The sequence below is a fragment of the Bosea vaviloviae genome, from assembly GCF_001741865.1.
Taxonomy (GTDB): Bacteria; Pseudomonadota; Alphaproteobacteria; order Rhizobiales; family Beijerinckiaceae; genus Allobosea; species Allobosea vaviloviae.
The window spans coordinates 483,817-499,290 of record NZ_CP017147.1 but is presented as its reverse complement, the minus strand read 5'-3'; the positions used below and the strand labels follow the sequence as shown (position 1 = coordinate 499,290).

14 protein-coding genes, 1 tRNA gene and 1 pseudogene are annotated in these 15,474 nt (G+C 63.3%); 4 read left to right on the top strand and 12 right to left on the bottom strand.

The window, feature by feature from the left end; all coding sequences use genetic code 11:
• Positions 1 to 595: 595 nt before the first annotated feature.
• Positions 596 to 2,092 (bottom strand): M48 family metalloprotease, encoded by a 1,497-nt coding sequence (locus BHK69_RS02360; protein WP_069688710.1) that lies wholly within the window; start codon positions 2,090 to 2,092, stop codon positions 596 to 598.
• Between the two features lie 4 nt (positions 2,093 to 2,096).
• Positions 2,097 to 2,879 carry a hypothetical protein gene (locus BHK69_RS02355; RefSeq protein ID WP_069688709.1) on the bottom strand — a complete coding sequence of 261 codons (783 nt, stop codon included), beginning with the start codon at positions 2,877 to 2,879 and terminating at the stop codon, positions 2,097 to 2,099.
• Positions 2,880 to 2,907: 28 nt separating this feature from the next.
• Here BHK69_RS02355 and BHK69_RS02350 point away from each other — a divergent pair.
• The 3 genes and pseudogenes from BHK69_RS02350 to BHK69_RS31245 form a co-directional block, all read left to right on the top strand.
• Positions 2,908 to 2,984: transfer RNA gene (locus BHK69_RS02350), tRNA-Arg, on the top strand.
• 90 nt (positions 2,985 to 3,074) lie between these two features.
• Positions 3,075 to 3,446, top strand: coding sequence for a DUF6538 domain-containing protein (locus BHK69_RS33535; protein WP_425285543.1), 372 nt, complete (start codon positions 3,075 to 3,077; stop codon positions 3,444 to 3,446).
• Positions 3,400 to 3,504: pseudogene (locus BHK69_RS31245) on the top strand (hypothetical protein); the annotation flags it as partial. The gene BHK69_RS33535 and the pseudogene BHK69_RS31245, both read left to right, overlap by 47 nt.
• A 384-nt stretch (positions 3,505 to 3,888) precedes the next feature.
• On the opposite strand, the gene BHK69_RS02340 reads toward BHK69_RS31245, so the two are convergent.
• Complete coding sequence (locus BHK69_RS02340; protein ID WP_069688707.1) at positions 3,889 to 6,231, bottom strand: P-loop ATPase, Sll1717 family; 2,343 nt, start codon at positions 6,229 to 6,231, stop codon at positions 3,889 to 3,891.
• A gap of 562 nt (positions 6,232 to 6,793) precedes the next feature.
• Between BHK69_RS02340 and BHK69_RS02335 the strand changes: the two genes are divergently transcribed.
• Positions 6,794 to 7,144 carry a hypothetical protein gene (locus BHK69_RS02335; RefSeq protein ID WP_069688706.1) on the top strand — a complete coding sequence of 117 codons (351 nt, stop codon included), beginning with the start codon at positions 6,794 to 6,796 and terminating at the stop codon, positions 7,142 to 7,144.
• Positions 7,145 to 7,227: 83 nt separating this feature from the next.
• On the opposite strand, the gene BHK69_RS02330 is transcribed toward BHK69_RS02335, so the two are convergent.
• From BHK69_RS02330 to BHK69_RS02290, 9 genes are all read right to left on the bottom strand, one after another.
• A complete protein-coding gene (locus tag BHK69_RS02330) occupies positions 7,228 to 8,052 on the bottom strand; it encodes a MipA/OmpV family protein (RefSeq protein WP_148663299.1) in 825 nt (274 codons plus the stop codon).
• Between the two features lie 96 nt (positions 8,053 to 8,148).
• Positions 8,149 to 9,528, bottom strand: coding sequence for a sigma-54-dependent transcriptional regulator (locus tag BHK69_RS02325; protein WP_069688704.1), 1,380 nt, complete (start codon positions 9,526 to 9,528; stop codon positions 8,149 to 8,151).
• On the bottom strand, positions 9,525 to 11,258 hold the full coding sequence (locus tag BHK69_RS02320; protein WP_069688703.1) for a sensor histidine kinase: 1,734 nt from the start codon (positions 11,256 to 11,258) through the stop codon (positions 9,525 to 9,527). The genes BHK69_RS02325 and BHK69_RS02320 overlap by 4 nt, the downstream gene beginning before the upstream one ends.
• A gap of 78 nt (positions 11,259 to 11,336) precedes the next feature.
• Complete coding sequence (locus BHK69_RS02315; RefSeq protein ID WP_069688702.1) at positions 11,337 to 11,762, bottom strand: DUF2147 domain-containing protein; 426 nt, start codon at positions 11,760 to 11,762, stop codon at positions 11,337 to 11,339.
• Positions 11,755 to 12,165 carry an EamA family transporter gene (locus BHK69_RS02310; protein ID WP_069688701.1) on the bottom strand — a complete coding sequence of 137 codons (411 nt, stop codon included), beginning with the start codon at positions 12,163 to 12,165 and terminating at the stop codon, positions 11,755 to 11,757. Before BHK69_RS02310 ends, BHK69_RS02315 begins: the two co-directional genes overlap by 8 nt.
• Positions 12,162 to 13,331, bottom strand: a complete 1,170-nt coding sequence (locus tag BHK69_RS02305; protein WP_069688700.1) for a GNAT family N-acetyltransferase — start codon at positions 13,329 to 13,331, stop codon at positions 12,162 to 12,164. The genes BHK69_RS02310 and BHK69_RS02305 overlap by 4 nt, the downstream gene beginning before the upstream one ends.
• Positions 13,328 to 14,182, bottom strand: coding sequence for an alpha/beta hydrolase (locus BHK69_RS02300; protein ID WP_069688699.1), 855 nt, complete (start codon positions 14,180 to 14,182; stop codon positions 13,328 to 13,330). The genes BHK69_RS02305 and BHK69_RS02300 overlap by 4 nt, the downstream gene beginning before the upstream one ends.
• 10 nt (positions 14,183 to 14,192) lie before the next feature.
• A complete protein-coding gene (locus BHK69_RS02295) occupies positions 14,193 to 14,552 on the bottom strand; it encodes an EamA family transporter (RefSeq protein ID WP_069688698.1) in 360 nt (119 codons plus the stop codon).
• On the bottom strand, positions 14,549 to 15,472 hold the full coding sequence (locus tag BHK69_RS02290) for an arginase family protein (RefSeq protein WP_199579027.1): 924 nt from the start codon (positions 15,470 to 15,472) through the stop codon (positions 14,549 to 14,551). The genes BHK69_RS02295 and BHK69_RS02290 overlap by 4 nt, the downstream gene beginning before the upstream one ends.
• Positions 15,473 to 15,474: the final 2 nt, after the last annotated feature.

Genomic DNA, 15,474 nt, shown 5'->3' with positions numbered 1-15,474 from the left:
AAACCCGGCGGGCGACCGCCGGGTTTTTTCGTCTCAGCGGGTTTTGGTTGCGAATTGTATCCGTAATGCCAACGGCCTTTGACACCGACCTATGACTGAGGTCGCGCCGTCATTCCGGGGCGATCCGAAGGATCGAGCCTGGAACCCAGAACCGATGCCGCTGCTTGGAAAGGCAGCGGTCGCCCACCCCGTCATTGCGAGGAGCGTCAGCGACGAAGCAATCCAGGCGCCGTCGAGCGAGACCTTCTGGATTGCTTCGCTTCGCTCGCAATGACGATGCGGGCCGCGTCTCGAAGGATGAGGGCTGGAGGTTCCAAACCGGCTCTCATGCCACGGGTTTCGACACCGATTTATGGCTGAGGCTCCCCAGTCATTCCGGGGCGATCCGAAGGATCGAGCCCGGAACCCAGAACCGATGCCGTTGCTTGAGATGGCATCGGTTTGAGAAGGAATGGGTCGCCGGGTCGCTTCACGAGCACGCGCATCGGTTCTGGGTTCCGGGCCCATGGCTGCGCCATGTCCCGGAATGACGGGCGAGAATAACGCTCTCGCTCAGCGCTGAAGGCCGTCAGTATAAGAGCGCCGCGGCCGGTCGCTATTCCGCGACGATCTTGTAGCGCTGCCCCGCCGTCAGCGGGCCGCTGCGATCCAGCCCGTTCAGGACCAGGAAGACCTCCTGCGCGCGGTCCAGGCTGGGCATGCGCGCCGCCATGGTGGCAGCGGTGTCGCCGGCCGAGGCGGTGACGATGCGGATCTGCATCGGCCTGGCGGCCTGTGCTTCCGGCGCTGTCAGGGCGCGGAAGCTTTCGATCACGGCACGCATCGGCCGCTCCGGGTCATTTGCGCCCTTCGCTGCCAGGATGAAGCGATAGACCCGCCCGCCGGCCTGGATCGCGGCGAGCCTGAAGGTCCAGTCGGTGCCCTTGCCGGTGGTGATGACGGCGGGCTGGCCCGCGACGTCGAGATGCTCGACCGCGCCGGTCTCGACGCCGTCGATCCAGCCGGAGGCGACATAGGCCTCCAGCGTCTGGCCCGCTTTCAGCGTGACGGAATCGAAGCGCAGCGCCTGGTTGCCGTTGGCGCTGACGCCGATCACCATGTCGCGCGCCGACTCCAGGCTGAAGCCGTCCGGGGCGGTGAAGGCGATGCGCAATGCGCTGTTGAGATAGCGCTTGCCGCGCACCACGCCGTCGCGCGGGTCGTCGCCATAGGCGATGCCGTCGATCGCGGCGAGCCAGCGGCCGGCGTCGCGTTCGCCGATGCCCGGCGCGCCGATCTGGCGGGCGCCGGCGGTGACGGCGGCCACGCGCTCGGGCGTCGAGGGGTGGCTGGAGAGAATGTCGAGCCGCTTGTCCTCGGCGCTCTGGCCCTGGCCGGAATTGCGGAAGGCGGTGTTGCGGCCGAGCGCCGCGAGGAAGCGGCCGGCGCCATAGGGGTCGTAGCCGGCGCGCGAGATGTTGCGCACGCTGATCTGGTCGGCGGTCAGCTCCTGCTGGCGCGAGAAGCGCGCGAGCGAGAGCTTCGAGCCCGCCTGCACCGCCGCGCCTGCGGCGGGGTCCTTCAGCACCTGCGAGACGACCTGGCTGACCAGAGCGGATTCAAGCTCCTTCTCGGCGCGCTCGACCGCGTGCTGCGCCGTGACATGGGCGATCTCATGGGCCAGCACCGAGGCGATCTCGGCGGTGTCGTTGGCGAGCGCCAGCAAGCCGCGCGTGACATAGAGCCGGCCATTGGGCAGGGCGAAGGCGTTGACCACCGGCGAATTCAGGATGGTGATTTCATAGGCGCCGATCTGGCCCTCGCTCGCCTTGGCCAGCCGCTGGACCACCTCGTCGAGCGCGGCGCGGGCGTTGGGGGAGCGGTACTCGCCGCCGAAGGCCGTCAGCAGCCGCTGATGCTCGCTGTCCGAGGCGCGCTGGATCGCGTTGACGCGCGGCGCCAGCTCGCCGCCGGTCGTCTGCTGCGGCAGCAGGGCGCTCTGGTCGTTGGTGCAAGCCACGAGAAAGGCCGCCACGAGCAGCGCGGCCGGCAAGGCCAGCGCGATGAGCCGCTTGGGAAGAGCGCGGTATCCGTGTCGCCAGAACGCCAGCATGCCGTCAGTCGATCAGCTCCAGGGCGGCGGCCGAAGCCGCCTCGAGCAGGGTGCCATCCTGTCCCGATAGCACACCGCGTGCTCGCACGCGTTTACCGGTCAGCCCGCTCGCGGTCCAGCCGGAAGCCTGGAGTTCGCGCCATATTGTGCGCGACAGCATGATCGCACCGGCCTCGGTGCGCCGCCTTGAAAAATTCAGATAGGTGCGTTGCGCCCGCTCGCCCACGGAAGCCACCCGTCCCTCGACCGCCACGAAGCGCCCCGCTTGCGCCTTCAAGGCGGCAATATCGTGACCATCGATGGCGTCCCCAACCGGATTGGGCTCCGTTTGCGCCTGATTGCGCGCGGCTGAGGGGCGCGCAGCGAGTGTCGCGCCGCAATCGGGAAAAGCCGCCTCCGGCAGGCGTTGCCCGGCGCCGCTGCGCAACAGGGCAGCCGCAAGGTTCGCCGGTTCTGAGCCGGGGGCCTCGGCGGGCGCAAACAGCCGCGCCGGCAAGCGGCCCCAGCGGTCGCTCCCGGCCAGGATGACGAGCTTCAGCTCGCGGTCGCGCCATTGTCCGATTTCGCTGGCGAAGCGCGCCGCTTCCGCCGCGTTCTGGCGCGGCGCGATGCCGACGAGCCGCAAACTGCGGCCATCCGCCAGGACGGGGTCGCCGGCCGCATCGACGCCGGCCAGCCGCACGACCGGCGCGTCCGCCGGCAGCTCCGTGCAGGGCCCGGCGCCCCTGGCCGCGCTGAAAGGCGCTGCCACAACGACAAAAACGACGAGAAGAGGCTTCACCGGCATGGCGATTATGCTACACGGTTTCGCGTGCGTCCCGGTAGCTCAGCAGGATAGAGCAACGGTTTCCTAAACCGTAGGTCAGGGGTTCGAATCCCTTCCGGGACGCCAGCTCTACACGCAAATCCTTGATTTGCTGCAACTTCCTCAGATATCAGCACAATCTACGGCTCAACCTGCAACACACGGGTGCAACACAACATGCGCGGGGAACGCACGTCCGTGAAGCTGTGGCGTCGTGGCAAACAGGGGATGTTTTACCTGAACATCCGGGTTCCGAAGGATGTTGCCGTGGCCTACGCTCGGACCTACGGCACGTCGAAAACATTGAAGAGCCTCGGCACGTCGGATCGCGCCGAAGCACTCCGCCGCCGTGATGAGCAGGTGCCGGCTATCATGGACCGCTTCACCGAGCTTCGATCCGCAGCGAAGCTGGCGCACCGTGATCTCAGTGAGCTGAGCAGGGCCGATCTGGAACGGTTAGCGATGGGCTACTATCGGGAGGTGCTGGCTGCGGCAAAGCCGTCTCCCGGCGGTCGGCAAGAGTTTCGAGAAGGGCCACTGGCGCTATGAGGTGGTCGACCTTGATGGCCGCCGCGTCGATAAGGTCCTCGTCAGCAGGATAGATTGACAAGGGAACTAGCCGGTAGGCTGAGAGCCAATTGGATCGAGCTCCGGCGTCGGAGAACATCCGGATCGCGTTTAAGGGCCCGCGCCTGGCACGCGCTTTCGTCGGGCATTTCGGCGGAGTTCACGGCATCATCGCGCGTCTTGTGCATGTCACAGCTATTCATAAGTTTTTCAGCGTTAGGGTAACGCTGCGTTCCGGACGAATCGCGCTGAGGGAGAGATAACGGTTGTCAAGAGCAGCCTCATCAGCTAGAAACCGCATCAAGCATCTGTGTTCCGAGCGCAGATTGTGACCGCTAGTTGCCGAGGCGAGCATGTGAACTCATTCCATACGTCAGCAATAGCGATAAATAAAAAGGGCCGCTCAACACGGCCCTTTTGCGTTTCAGCTTACCAATCCAACGTGCAGTCCAGGATTTAGCTCGTATAGCGGCTCGTCATCGACGTTCTGAATCTCAGCTTCGAAGCGCGTTCGATTGTAGTCGAAATCATATATGTACTTTGTTTTGCCGGAGCTGTTAATTACGCCAAGCAAGCCATACCATAACATTAGCTTGAAGCCGAGATCCGCGTCCGACGAGGAAAGATTACGTCTTACAACGAAGCGTGAGATAATCTCGTCCTTGGTAACAAGCGCACCAAGCCCGACTAGCGCTGAAAGTATGTTAGCGGGCAGCTTCGATACATCCCGTATCTCATATCCGAACTCATTCATCAGATAGAGCGAGTGCAAGCGAACTGCCTCGATGCAGTCATCCTCGTCGACTTTTTGGTGCTGTCGATTGATCGCATGGGAAATGGCCGCTTCGACGATATTGATCAGGAATCGCGGCCGCATTGCACAATGCTTCACTAGATATTCAAAACTATTCATCCCCGCCGCAATCGGATCGAAATGAGCGTTCCACAATTGTTCGAAGTTTTGATTCCCTTTTGCGGCGGACTGCTTCATAGCCGAGGCCTTTAGCCGGAAGTAAATTATCTGTCGAAGTTTGGTAGTATCCGTCCAGTCGATCCTAACATGCCCCGACTTCTGCCTGTCAGGGGTATCATCGACCATTAACTCGTAAACGTCGTTTCTGAGGAAGACCACAGTATTCAGATCGCGATCAGCGACCAAGAAATCGCGCCGCACTTTATCGAGGTTTTCAACGAGCAATCGCACCATTCTGATGTCGAAAGCGTCGACGCCATCAGCCGGCCATCCCTTATCTAAATTGTCAAAAAGGAATAGAAATTTCGTATTTACCGTGGTCTCATCGATCAGCGTAGATTTGACTTCGTTGATCCCTGCGCGGAACACGATCCCAGTAATCATTTCTGCCGAAATTGTTTTACCGCGAGACGACTCTTTCTCGATCTCGATCAATATGAGGGCGCCTAACTTTTTTAGTCGGATGGAGAAATCGCCTTCTTGATCGATTCCAAATTTTCCTAATACTCGTCCTATACGGGCCTCTGCTGACAAAGCATTATCATTGAATTTAGACCTAAATTTGTAATCCCGATGAAGCACTAATAGAAGCTCGGTGAGAATTACAAAATACCAAAATGCTGCTATAGTGTGATCCAGAACGCCCGCGTCGAGCGTTTTCATGAGCTCGGATCTAAAGTAGCTGAGCTGATGCGATTCAGGCTTTAGATCAACAACGATCGTGTTCTTTTGCTCTCTTACGATATCTCGCACTCTGAAAAATATTGCGGTCTTCCCCGACCCTTTTCGCCCCGCGACCACGTTGATCTCGCCGCGAAGCGTTTTTTGGAACTCAGATGTTTCGACGAAATATTGCTGGAGCGTCCTAAACTCATTTTCTGCCGAAGATGCACCCAACTCAAGGCGCTGCAGGCTTGTTCGTTCGGCGCGAACGCCAGCTTTCTGGATCGTCTGAGTCCCGTATATTGCCTGACTTGAGAACTGTTTGACGGTAGAGACCACATCGGAGGGTTGCGTTATTGTCTGAACGTCATCACGATAGTCTGCTGGCAGTGGAGCCGGAAGGGGTGCGTCCTTTAGCAACAAAGTCGCTCGGCCCAGGCCGTGCGAAATACCGGCTAGGATCGCGCTTCTTAGATTGTGGCGCTCAGCATCAACGATATGGGCCGCCAAGATCGTGATGATAACGCCCGACGACGAGGTCACGTCGGTAATCGCCTTAACCGTTTGGAAGCGCGGAATTTCCTCGGGATCAAAGCTTCGGAAGAAAACGCCGCTGTCCTTGACGGCGCCTGCAACCAGATTTCGAAAATCTGTTTTGATCAACGCGTCCATAAGAAACAACGGCTGATCTGAATTGAGTTCCTTCTCATAAAGGGTCAGGAGCCGGTTATCGGGAGGCGTTGAGAGTATTCCAATCAGGTCTTCGGAATTTTTGTAGGACCGGTAGCCGATGTTATCGAACACACCGTCCTGTTGTATTTTTTCGCTGGCATTTGCAAAAGATGCGTTTAATACAGGTGCGACAATCTTACCGCGACCAATCGCGAAGCCGATTTCGTAATAAACATTGTAATTAGCAACCGTTATATCTGCGAAAACTACGTCACTGGACTCGATCGCTTCGCGAATCGTGTCAGGAATATATGCGCCGAAAACGGGCAATTGGGGCCACGTTTGGACCGACCTTTTGTTCCGAAGTAGGTATCCTTCTGCGGCGGCTGCGATTGTAGATGTGAGGTCCGAAGGCATCCCCGGATACGCGAAGAATTTCTTGCTGTTTTTTATAGCCATGCATCTCTCCCTGGGTGCACGCTACGGTAGCAAAGTGAAGGAAGGCAAGGCCCCTGTAGCGATGAGGTCCATTCCTGGTCTTGTTGCGATACTGGTTCGGGGATCGCGCTGTTCGCCGTCGGCGAGTTGGTACCGCTTCCAAGCTGACGTGCTGGATACGATTCCGCGATCGGGAATCCCATTGGTCGGCGTGAAAGTGGGAAAGTGACCCATCGAAAAATCAACAAAGCGACGCGACGGTTTTCTATTTCTCATTGCCCGCTAAAGCGTTGAATCGGCCGATTGAGGTTCCCCGGCCAGGGGCACCACCCCGCTGTGGCGAACGTCCGATGCCGATGGCCAACGACGGGAACAGGTAGTGCACTTTTTTTGGCGAACCTTTTTGTAAGTCATTGATTTAGGATAGTATTGGCAGTCCCTTCCGGGACGCCATTTTCCTCAGCTTCGGTCATGTCGAACGCGTCTTGGCCGTCATGACCCTTGACGACTCAGGCCTTGCTGCGGCATCCCCCGCGGCTCGAAGGCGGAGGCGGTTATGCGGGTGTGGGTTGTTGCGGGCTTGATGGCGTTGGCCGGCGCGGCAAGCGCTCAGGATGGGGCGCGCGTCGTCACTCTCGCGAAGGTCAGGGATCACAGGGCCGCCGGAGAGTTCATCCGGGTCGAGAACGTCACGATCGTACGGTTCTCAACGTCCAAGGGCGGCGTGGCGAGCGACGCCACGGGCAGCGTCCGCTTCGATGACATCGGCATGCCGCCGCGGACGATCAGCCATCTCGAGCGGTATTGCAGCGGCGCCCATACGGGCCAGGATCGTGGCGAATGCCGCGGCGCGCTGGAGTTCACGATCAATCCGCGCGACGGCGCTCACGGCAGCTTCACGATCAGCGACGCCGATTTCATCCCGGAGAACTGAGCGGCCGCATCGGGCTCGATACTAAAAGTTCAGAGCATTGCTCCCGCGAAAAACCGGTGCCCACTTTTTCGCGCAATGCTCTGTCAGCCGCCGACCTTGAACGAATAGGTCGCGCCCAGGCCGAAGGTCACCTGGTCGCGCTGCCCCAGCACGCGGACGATCGGAGAGGTGTCGGCGGAATCGAGCAGCCGCTCATATTTGACGAAGGTGGTCGTCGTCCAGGACTGGGACCATTCGTAGTCGAGCGCCGCGCCGACGCCGGCCGATTTGAGGCCACCTTGCGGGCGGTATGCTGTCAGCCAGCCATTCGCTGCGGCTTCGCCTGCGCTGACGCCGAAATTCTTGCGCATGAAGGCCTTGTCGCCGAGCGAAAGCCGCGGCCCGCCCGAAAGCGTGAAGGCGCCGAATTTCTCGACCCAATCCACTGAGAGATCGGCGACGACGCCGTGATGGCCGTGGAAGCCCTGGCGGATCTCGATGCGCGTGCGCAGGCGGTCCTGGATCGGCCAGAACTCGGCGAAGGCGCCGGCCTCGATCGTCCAGGGCACGTCCCTCAGGCCGTTGAGCTTGACGTCGGTGCCGCTGTAGCGGCCGGAGCGGAAGCTGGCGACAGGGCCGAAGCTGAAGGTCTTGGTCTCGTAAAGCGCGTAGTCGAGCCCGTCATCAGGGCTGCTGAAGCCGGCGTCCTCGCCGGCACGGCGCCAGCTGATCGAGGGCATGCCGGACAAGCCGGCCTTGCTCGCGCCATCATATTTCGGGCCGATCTGACTGGAGCCGCCGAGCGAGACGATCCAGCCGGAGGCGGGCTCGGGATTGAGGACCGGGGTCACGGGATCGGCCGCATGCGCGCCGCTCATCGTGGCGCAGAGGCCAGCCAGCAAGGCCATCGGCAATGGTAAACGAGCCAAGCGGAAAACTCCCGAAACACTTCGCTAGGGGCATGACACATCGGCGCCCTCGGGCCAACGTCTTCCCTTGCATGGGCCTCAGTCCTTGCATGAGCCTCATTCGGCGACGCGGCGATTGACCTTGATGTCGAGCTTCTTGATGCGATGCCAGAGGCTGCGTTCGGCGATCCCCAGCAGCTGCGCCGCCAGGACCTGCTTGCCATCGGTGCGGCGCAGGGCCTCGATGATGAAGCGCCGTTCGATGTGCTCGAGCTCCGCGTCGAGATCAGTGGGCGGATCGTCGGGCTCGCGCTGGCGCGCCGGGGCGTCGAACAGGTCGCGCGGCAGATCGGGTGCATCGATCGTCGGCGATTTCGCGACGATGACGGCCCGCTCGACGCAGTTCTGCAGCTCCCGGATGTTGCCGGGCCAGGCATAGCCGCTCATTGCCGAGAGTGCGCCGGGCGTGAAGCCGATGACGCGCTTGCCGACGCTTTCGGCCAACAGGCGCAGGAAATGCGCGGCCAGGATCGCGATGTCCTCGCGCCGCTCGCGCAGGGCCGGCAGCTGGATCGGGAAGACGTTGAGGCGGTAATACAGATCCTCGCGAAACTGGTTTCCCGCCACGGCCTGGCGCAGATCCTTATGGGTCGCTGCGATGATGCGGACATCGACGGTCTGGCTCTGATTGCCGCCGACGGGCTCGAAGCTGCGCTCCTGGATGACGCGCAGCAGCTTGGCCTGGATCGCGATCGGCATATCGCCGATCTCATCGAGAAACAGCGTGCCGCCATCGGCGGCGGCGAAACGCCCGACCCGGTTGGCGAGCGCGCCGGTAAAGGCGCCCTTGACGTGGCCGAACAGCTCGCTTTCAAGCAAAGCCTCGGGGATCGCCGCGCAATTGACCGCGACGAAAGGGCGCTTGCGCCGGGGGCTGTTGAAGTGGATGGCGCGCGCCACCACCTCCTTGCCGGTCCCGCTCTCGCCATTGAGCATCACGGTGGCGCGCGTCTCGCAGACCTCGGTGACCTGCTCGATCACCCTGCGAAAGGGCGGGCTGTTGCCGATCAGGTTCTCGAAGCTGTAGCGGCCCTCGAGCTCGGTGCGCAGGCGCTCATTGTCACGCACGACCTCGCTCAGGCGCAGCGCCCGGCCGATCGTCGCCGCGACATCGTCGATCTCGAAGGGCTTTGCGATGTAGTCGAAGGCGCCTTCCTTGACGAGCTCGACAGCGTCGCGCACCGCGGCGAAAGCGGTGATCATCACCACCGGGATGTCGGGCCAGCGCCGGCGCACCTCGCGCATCAGGGTCCGGCCGTCCATGCCCGGCAGGCGCAGATCGGTCAGGACGAGGTCGATCCGCTCCCGGTCGAGGATCGCGAGCGCGTCCGTGGCGCTTTCGGCCGCGATGGCACGGTAGCCGAAATCCTCCAGCGCAGCGGTCAGCACATCGGCGAGGCGGGTCTCGTCATCGACGACCAGGATCGTATGCGTCATGAGGCGATCCTGGGCAGGGCATCGGGCGGGGCGACGGGCAAGGCGATGGTGAAGGAGGCGCCTTGTCCTTCCCTACTCGCGCAATGCGCCGTTCCGCCATGGGCGGCGGCGACGGAGAGCACCTTGGCGAGGCCCAGGCCCGTGCCCTTGGCCTTGGTGGTGAAGAACGGGTTGAAGATCTGGCCGATGATGGCGGGGGGAATGCCGGGCCCGCTGTCGGAAATCGTCAGCGAGGCTTGCGTGTCCTCGACAGTGAGGCTTGCGGTGATCGTACCGCCCGCGGACATCGCATCCATGGCGTTGAGCACGAGGTTGAGACAGGCTTGGTGGAGCTGATCGGGATCACCCGAGATCAGCGCGCCGTTGCTCTCATCCTGGATATCGAGGGCGATATGGCGCTTGGCCAGCTCCGGCGCGGCGAAGGATGCGACCCGGTCGATCACCGAGCGCAGCAGGAACACCGATTTGCTCGGTTCCTTGGGCTGGGCGAAATCGAGGAAATCGCGCACCAGGGTCTCGATGCGGCGGACCTCGTCGATGATGTAGCCGAGCATGCGATCCTCGGAGGGGCCGAGCTTGGCCCGGTTGCGCACGACCTCGGTCGAGGTCTTGATGATGCCGAGCGGATTGCGCACCTCATGCGCGATCACCATCGCCGCCTGTCCCAGCGCCGAGAAGCGGTCGCGCCGGCGCAATTCGGCCTCCAGGGCCTGAACCTTGCCGAGCTGCTCGGCCATGATGTTGAACCCGGTCGCCAGTTCGGCGATCTCGCGCCCCCCTTGGGCTGGCACGCGCTGCTTGTAGTCGCCCGCGGTGATCGATCTGACGCCGCGCGTCAGCGCTCGCAGCGGCTTGACCAGGATGCCCGACATCGCGACGCCGACGATGATGGCGAGCGCGGAGCCGAACAGGAAGATGCCGACGAAAAGCCGCCAGCGGCCGATCTGCTCGAAGAAGCCGGCCCGGCTGGTCAGCCCGATGAAGGCGACGGCGACGAGCTTGCCGTCAATGCCGCGAAAGCCGGTATAGATCGCGCGATAGGCGCCTTCATCGGCCTCGTTGTCGAAGATCGTCCTGGCGCCGGATTCGAGCTTGTCACGGATCGCCTGGGGAACCGGTCGGGCTGCGCCGGCAGGATGGGTCAGCAGGATCGGCTCGAAGCCATTGCCGGTGTCGGCGAAGAGCCTGACATCGAGCGATGTCACGACCTTGATGCCGCCGAGATACTGGTCGTCGAGCCAGGTGCCGACGATCACATGCGCCGTCTTGCCGAGCAGTTTCACGGTCTGGACGGCGCCGGCCATGATGTAGTGCTTGCCGTCGGTCTCGATCTTGAAGATGCCCTGCACGGTCCGCCTCGGCAACGCGTCCGCGGCCACGATGTTGCGCGAGGCGTAGAGCATCTCATGCTCGTCGGTGTAGATCGCGATCAGATCGTAGCCAACCGAGTTCAGGACGGCGAGGTCGTTTTCGAGGATCGTGGGATGCCGCAACTCGTCTTCGGTCACGGTTTCGAGGCGTTGCGCGATCACGCTCGCGACGCGCTGTGCTTCAAGCGTCGCCTCGCGCACCTGCAGCTTGAAGTAGCGCGAGGTTTCACCCAGCCATTGCTCGACATTGCTTTCGAAGGCGTTCGAGATCAGCCGTGCGGCGACATAGGCCGAAGCCAGCATCGCCGGCACGCTGACCAGCAGAAAGCCGATCACCAGCCGCAGTCTCAATGTCGTCATGCGGCCCGGTATCATGCGACGATCATCCCGCGCTAGCTGCGCTGGCCGCGCGCCGGAAAAGCGGCAGGGCGTGCTGCTTCATGGACGCCTCGTCCAGATGTCGTCATCGCAGATAAGTCCGCCCATCACGCAGCCTTTGATCGAGAGCGTCGTCTTCGATTTCAGCTCCAGCGTGGTCTTGTAGCTGCGGCCGTCCTCGGGGTTATAGCCGTCTCCGCTGAATGTGGCAGCAGCGGGGTCGGGCTTGAAGCCGCTGAGCACGCGCAGGCCGAGCAGCGAGCGCCCGCGGTTTGCGGCGTTGGGGTTGGCGGAATCGATGCGCGGCTGCTTGAGCCAGACGATCGTGCCGCACAGGGCCGCGCCGCAGCGGGCGATCTCGATCTCGGATTCACCATCGGAATCGCGCCAGCGGCCGATGATGTCGGTCAGCGAGTCCGCCATGGCGATCTGCGCGAAGAGCAGGGTGGCGATGATGCCCGAGGCAAGGGAGAGAGCTCTACGCATGGTCCTCATCCGTTTCTCCCGATCCCAGTAGAAGAACGCCCGCGATGATCGTGGCGATTCCGCCGGCCTGCACGAGGTTGATGCGCTCGCCGAGCACCGCCCAGGCGAGCAGCGGCACGGTGACATAGGCAAGACCGGTCATCGGGAAGGCCCGGCTCAGTGGCGTGGTTCGCAGGATGATCATCCAGACGACGAAGGTGCCGCCATAGCCGAGCGCCGCCAGCCAGACGCCGGGCAGGGTCAGGGCCCGGGAGATCATCGCCAGCCCGAAATCGAGATCGGCGAGCCCGTCCGCCCCCCATTTGAAGGCGAGCTGCGTGCCGGTGTCGAGCGCGATGAACAGGGTCCAGATCGCGATCATGCGCCAGGGCACGCCGGTCGACGGCATTTCGGTCGCGCTCATGGTGACAACTGCGCGTGCTGTTGGAGGCGATGGGCCTTCAGATCAGGGTCGAGCCTGTCGAAGGCGATATAGGGGCTGATCGAGCGCAGGGCCCAGTTGAGCACGCCTTGCCGGTGCCGGAAGAAGATCACCGAGGGCACGAGCCGGCTGCCGAAGCGCAGTTTCGAGGCATAGGCGGTCTGCCCGCTCTGCAGCCGGCTGATGCCATGGGCGAGGCAATATCGGACATTGGTCATCCAGCTCAGGGCGTAGAGGTTGTGCTCGCGCGCCAGCGGGTAGCGCATGCCGAGAAACTTATCGATGACGCGCTCGCGCTCGATCAGCAGCAGGTTGAAGGCGGCCAGCGTCGTCCCGACCCAGTAGAGGACGAACAGCGCCCGTTCGCCCAGCGCTGCCGTGATCCCGGAGAAGTAGCCCGGCGGCAGCTTTTCGAGATCGCCATAGTCGAGGCCGCTTTGCGCCCGTGTCGATTCGTAGAGCGCGACGATCTCGGCCTCGATGCCGGCGATCGAATGGCGCATCTCGATCCTGACATCCCCGGCCTTGGCGAGCTTGCGGCGGATATCCTTGCGCGTCGCGGTCGAGAGCGTGGCGAGATAATCGGCCTCGTTCGCGGGCAGATCGAGCACCGCGACGGGCAGGCTGCCGAGGCGGATGAAGCCGTCATGCCTCAGGATGTCGCGGAAGGCCTCGGCATCGTCCGGCGCGAGATCCTTCCAGGCGATGATGTGGACGCCTTCATCACGGCCATGGGCGTCGATCGCCTCCCGCAAGGCAAGCCGGGCCTGCTGCCGGGCCTGTTCATCCAACTGCGGGGACAGGCCGACATGGCAGCGCTCCGCATAGGGCGAGCCGATGCACAGGACCCGCAGCGAAACGAGCTTCCGTGCATGCCGGAACAGATAATCGCCGAGCGCGCGCAGAGGCCCCTGCAGTGGCGTGTCCAGCCGGTAGTCGATCAGGAAGAACGGCGCGACCGCGATCGTCTCGCCATCGCGCTCGACAGAGGCCGCGGAGGTGACGAGTTCCGCGCCGCTCACCAAGGCGGCGGTTTCGCAGGCGGTGTAATAGGCATGGTTTTCCACCTCGCCCGGGAAGCACGCGTCCCAGGCGGTGGCGTCGATCTCGGCGACGCGACGGGCGATATGGGCGCGCAGCGCGGTCATTCGGCGGCGACGGCGCAGGCGCCTGCGCTGCCCCTGGCGGCGAAGGCCGCCGTGAGACGCTGCGCGAGGCCCAGGCTCCGCTCGATGACGACGTCGTTCTGCCGGTCGATCGTGACGAGATGGTAGCAATCGTCGAGCACCACCGTGTCGACGAGCCCGCCGAGATGGCGCTGGATATGGATAGCGTTGGCCAGGCTTGCGACGTCATCCTCGCGCGCATGCACGATGAGGGCCGGCTGCCTGATCGTGCCCATGCTGCGGCGGGTTTCCCTGATCAGCCCCCACATCTGCTTGACCGCGCCCGAGGGCGTCCCGAGCAGGCCGGCGACGGCGCTGTCACCGCGCCCCATCGCATGCACGATCATGGCGCGGATGCGCGGATCCTTGATGCCGTAGGGCTCGCGCTCGACGAAGCGGAAGCGGCGGCCCATCGGCGTGTCGATCAGCAGCTTGAGCAGGAAGCTGTACCAGGGGATCGACCAGCCATCATACCAGAGCGTCGGCGCATAGAGCGCCAGGCCGGCGATATCATCCTGGCGCTTGGCGGCGATGTACATCGCCATCACCGCGCCCATCGACAGGCCGCCGATGATGATCGTGTCGCATTGCGTCTTCATGCGGTCGAGCGCGGTTTCGACGCTGGCGATCCAGTCCTGCCAGTTCGTCGCGAGCAGATCGGCCTCGCTGCCGCAATGGCCGGCGAGCTGCGGACAATGCACGGTATGGCCGCCGATCCGATGCAGGGCCCGGGCGACGAGGCGCAGTTCCACCGGCGTTCCGCCCAGGCCATGGATGAGCAGGAAACCGGTGCGATTGCCGGAGAAGCGGAGGCTGTGATCGGCGAGGGGCACGGTCGCTCCGTCAGGCTGTGCGGGCGACGACGACGACGCCCAGGGTGATTAGGATTGCGCCGAGCCATTGCAGGCGGCCGACGGATTCCTTGAGGAAGACATGGCTGGCGAGCGTCACGCCGAGGAAATTCAGGCTGGCGATCGGGAAGGCGATGGAGAGCGGGACTTCCGCCAGGATGCGCAGCCAGACGAAGATCTCGACGATGTAGATCAGGACGCCGCCCGCGACCCAGGCCGAGCAGAGCAGCGCCATGGCCAGTTCGCGGCCCTGGACCTCGGGCAGGTTGTCGGCGCCGCGCTTGAGGCAAAGCTGCCCGGCGACGTCGCAGATCACGGAGACGGCGAACCAGAGGATCAGCGACAGGCTCATGACAGCACCCGCTCGAAACAACCCAGCAGGGCGGCGTTGACCTGCGCATTGATCGCCAGATCATCCACTGAGGGCGAAAAGTGCGGCGGATGGTCGAAATAGGCCAATGTCGCCCGCAAGGGGTCGGAGAAGACGGCAGCCGAATAGTCGCCGCAGACGTCGATCCCGAGCACCTCGCACTGCTCGGCCAGCTGCTCGACCGCCAGGAGCAGCTGGCTAAGCGGCATGTCGCCCTGGTCCCAGTTGGTCACGGCGTCGCTGCCGCCGAGCACATCCTTGTCGATGGTGATCCAGATGGCCTGCGTCGGCAGCCTGTCGATCAGCTCGTCGAGAAAGCCGTCCCAGCGCTCATCGGCGAGATTGCGCCAATGCAGGTGGCCGCGATCCTGGCGATGGGACGGCCCGTCGCGATAGCGGCCCCAGATGCGGGACGGCGCGTGGCGCCAGGGATAAAGCTCGATACGCCCCTGCGACAGGGCCGGCAGGTTGGCGAACTGCAATTCGGGCCGGACGAGGTCGCCGCTGCACGGGCCCAGCGTCACCACGCGCCTGACATGGGGCAGCTCCAGCGCCCGGTTGACCCAGGCGCCGCAATTGAAGGTCGGCGGAAACCGCACCCAGTCGGGGTGGTTGTCGAAATGGATCACGCTGATATCGCGCCTGACATCGGCAAGCAGGCCTGCCGTCAGGTGGTGGAAATCGCCGGAGCCGTAAAAGGTTACGGAAGGCTCGTCACCGGGCGCCGCGCTGTCGCGCAGGCGCCCGGTGAATCTGTCCATCGCGGCGCGGGTGGCGAAAATCCGCAGCGAGGAGGCAAGATCGGCGGCATCGATGCGGGTGGCGGCTCCCGCATCGATGCGCCGGCGCAGCGGCTCCTGAGCCGCCACGCTGCCGTCGAGATCGATCACGCGCAATCGCAAGG

Bases quoted from the DNA above. Each gene is read 5' to 3' on its own strand.
- BHK69_RS02360 (WP_069688710.1), bottom strand. From the start codon at position 2,092: ATGCTGGCGTTCTGGCGACACGGATACCGCGCTCTTCCCAAGCGGCTC.
- BHK69_RS02355 (WP_069688709.1), bottom strand. From the start codon at position 2,879: ATGCCGGTGAAGCCTCTTCTCGTCGTTTTTGTCGTTGTGGCAGCGCCT.
- BHK69_RS33535 (WP_425285543.1), top strand. From the start codon at position 3,075: ATGCGCGGGGAACGCACGTCCGTGAAGCTGTGGCGTCGTGGCAAACAG.
- BHK69_RS02340 (WP_069688707.1), bottom strand. From the start codon at position 6,231: ATGGCTATAAAAAACAGCAAGAAATTCTTCGCGTATCCGGGGATGCCT.
- BHK69_RS02335 (WP_069688706.1), top strand. From the start codon at position 6,794: ATGGCGTTGGCCGGCGCGGCAAGCGCTCAGGATGGGGCGCGCGTCGTC.
- BHK69_RS02325 (WP_069688704.1), bottom strand. From the start codon at position 9,528: ATGACGCATACGATCCTGGTCGTCGATGACGAGACCCGCCTCGCCGAT.
- BHK69_RS02320 (WP_069688703.1), bottom strand. From the start codon at position 11,258: ATGACGACATTGAGACTGCGGCTGGTGATCGGCTTTCTGCTGGTCAGC.
- BHK69_RS02315 (WP_069688702.1), bottom strand. From the start codon at position 11,762: ATGCGTAGAGCTCTCTCCCTTGCCTCGGGCATCATCGCCACCCTGCTC.
- BHK69_RS02310 (WP_069688701.1), bottom strand. From the start codon at position 12,165: ATGAGCGCGACCGAAATGCCGTCGACCGGCGTGCCCTGGCGCATGATC.
- BHK69_RS02305 (WP_069688700.1), bottom strand. From the start codon at position 13,331: ATGACCGCGCTGCGCGCCCATATCGCCCGTCGCGTCGCCGAGATCGAC.
- BHK69_RS02295 (WP_069688698.1), bottom strand. From the start codon at position 14,552: ATGAGCCTGTCGCTGATCCTCTGGTTCGCCGTCTCCGTGATCTGCGAC.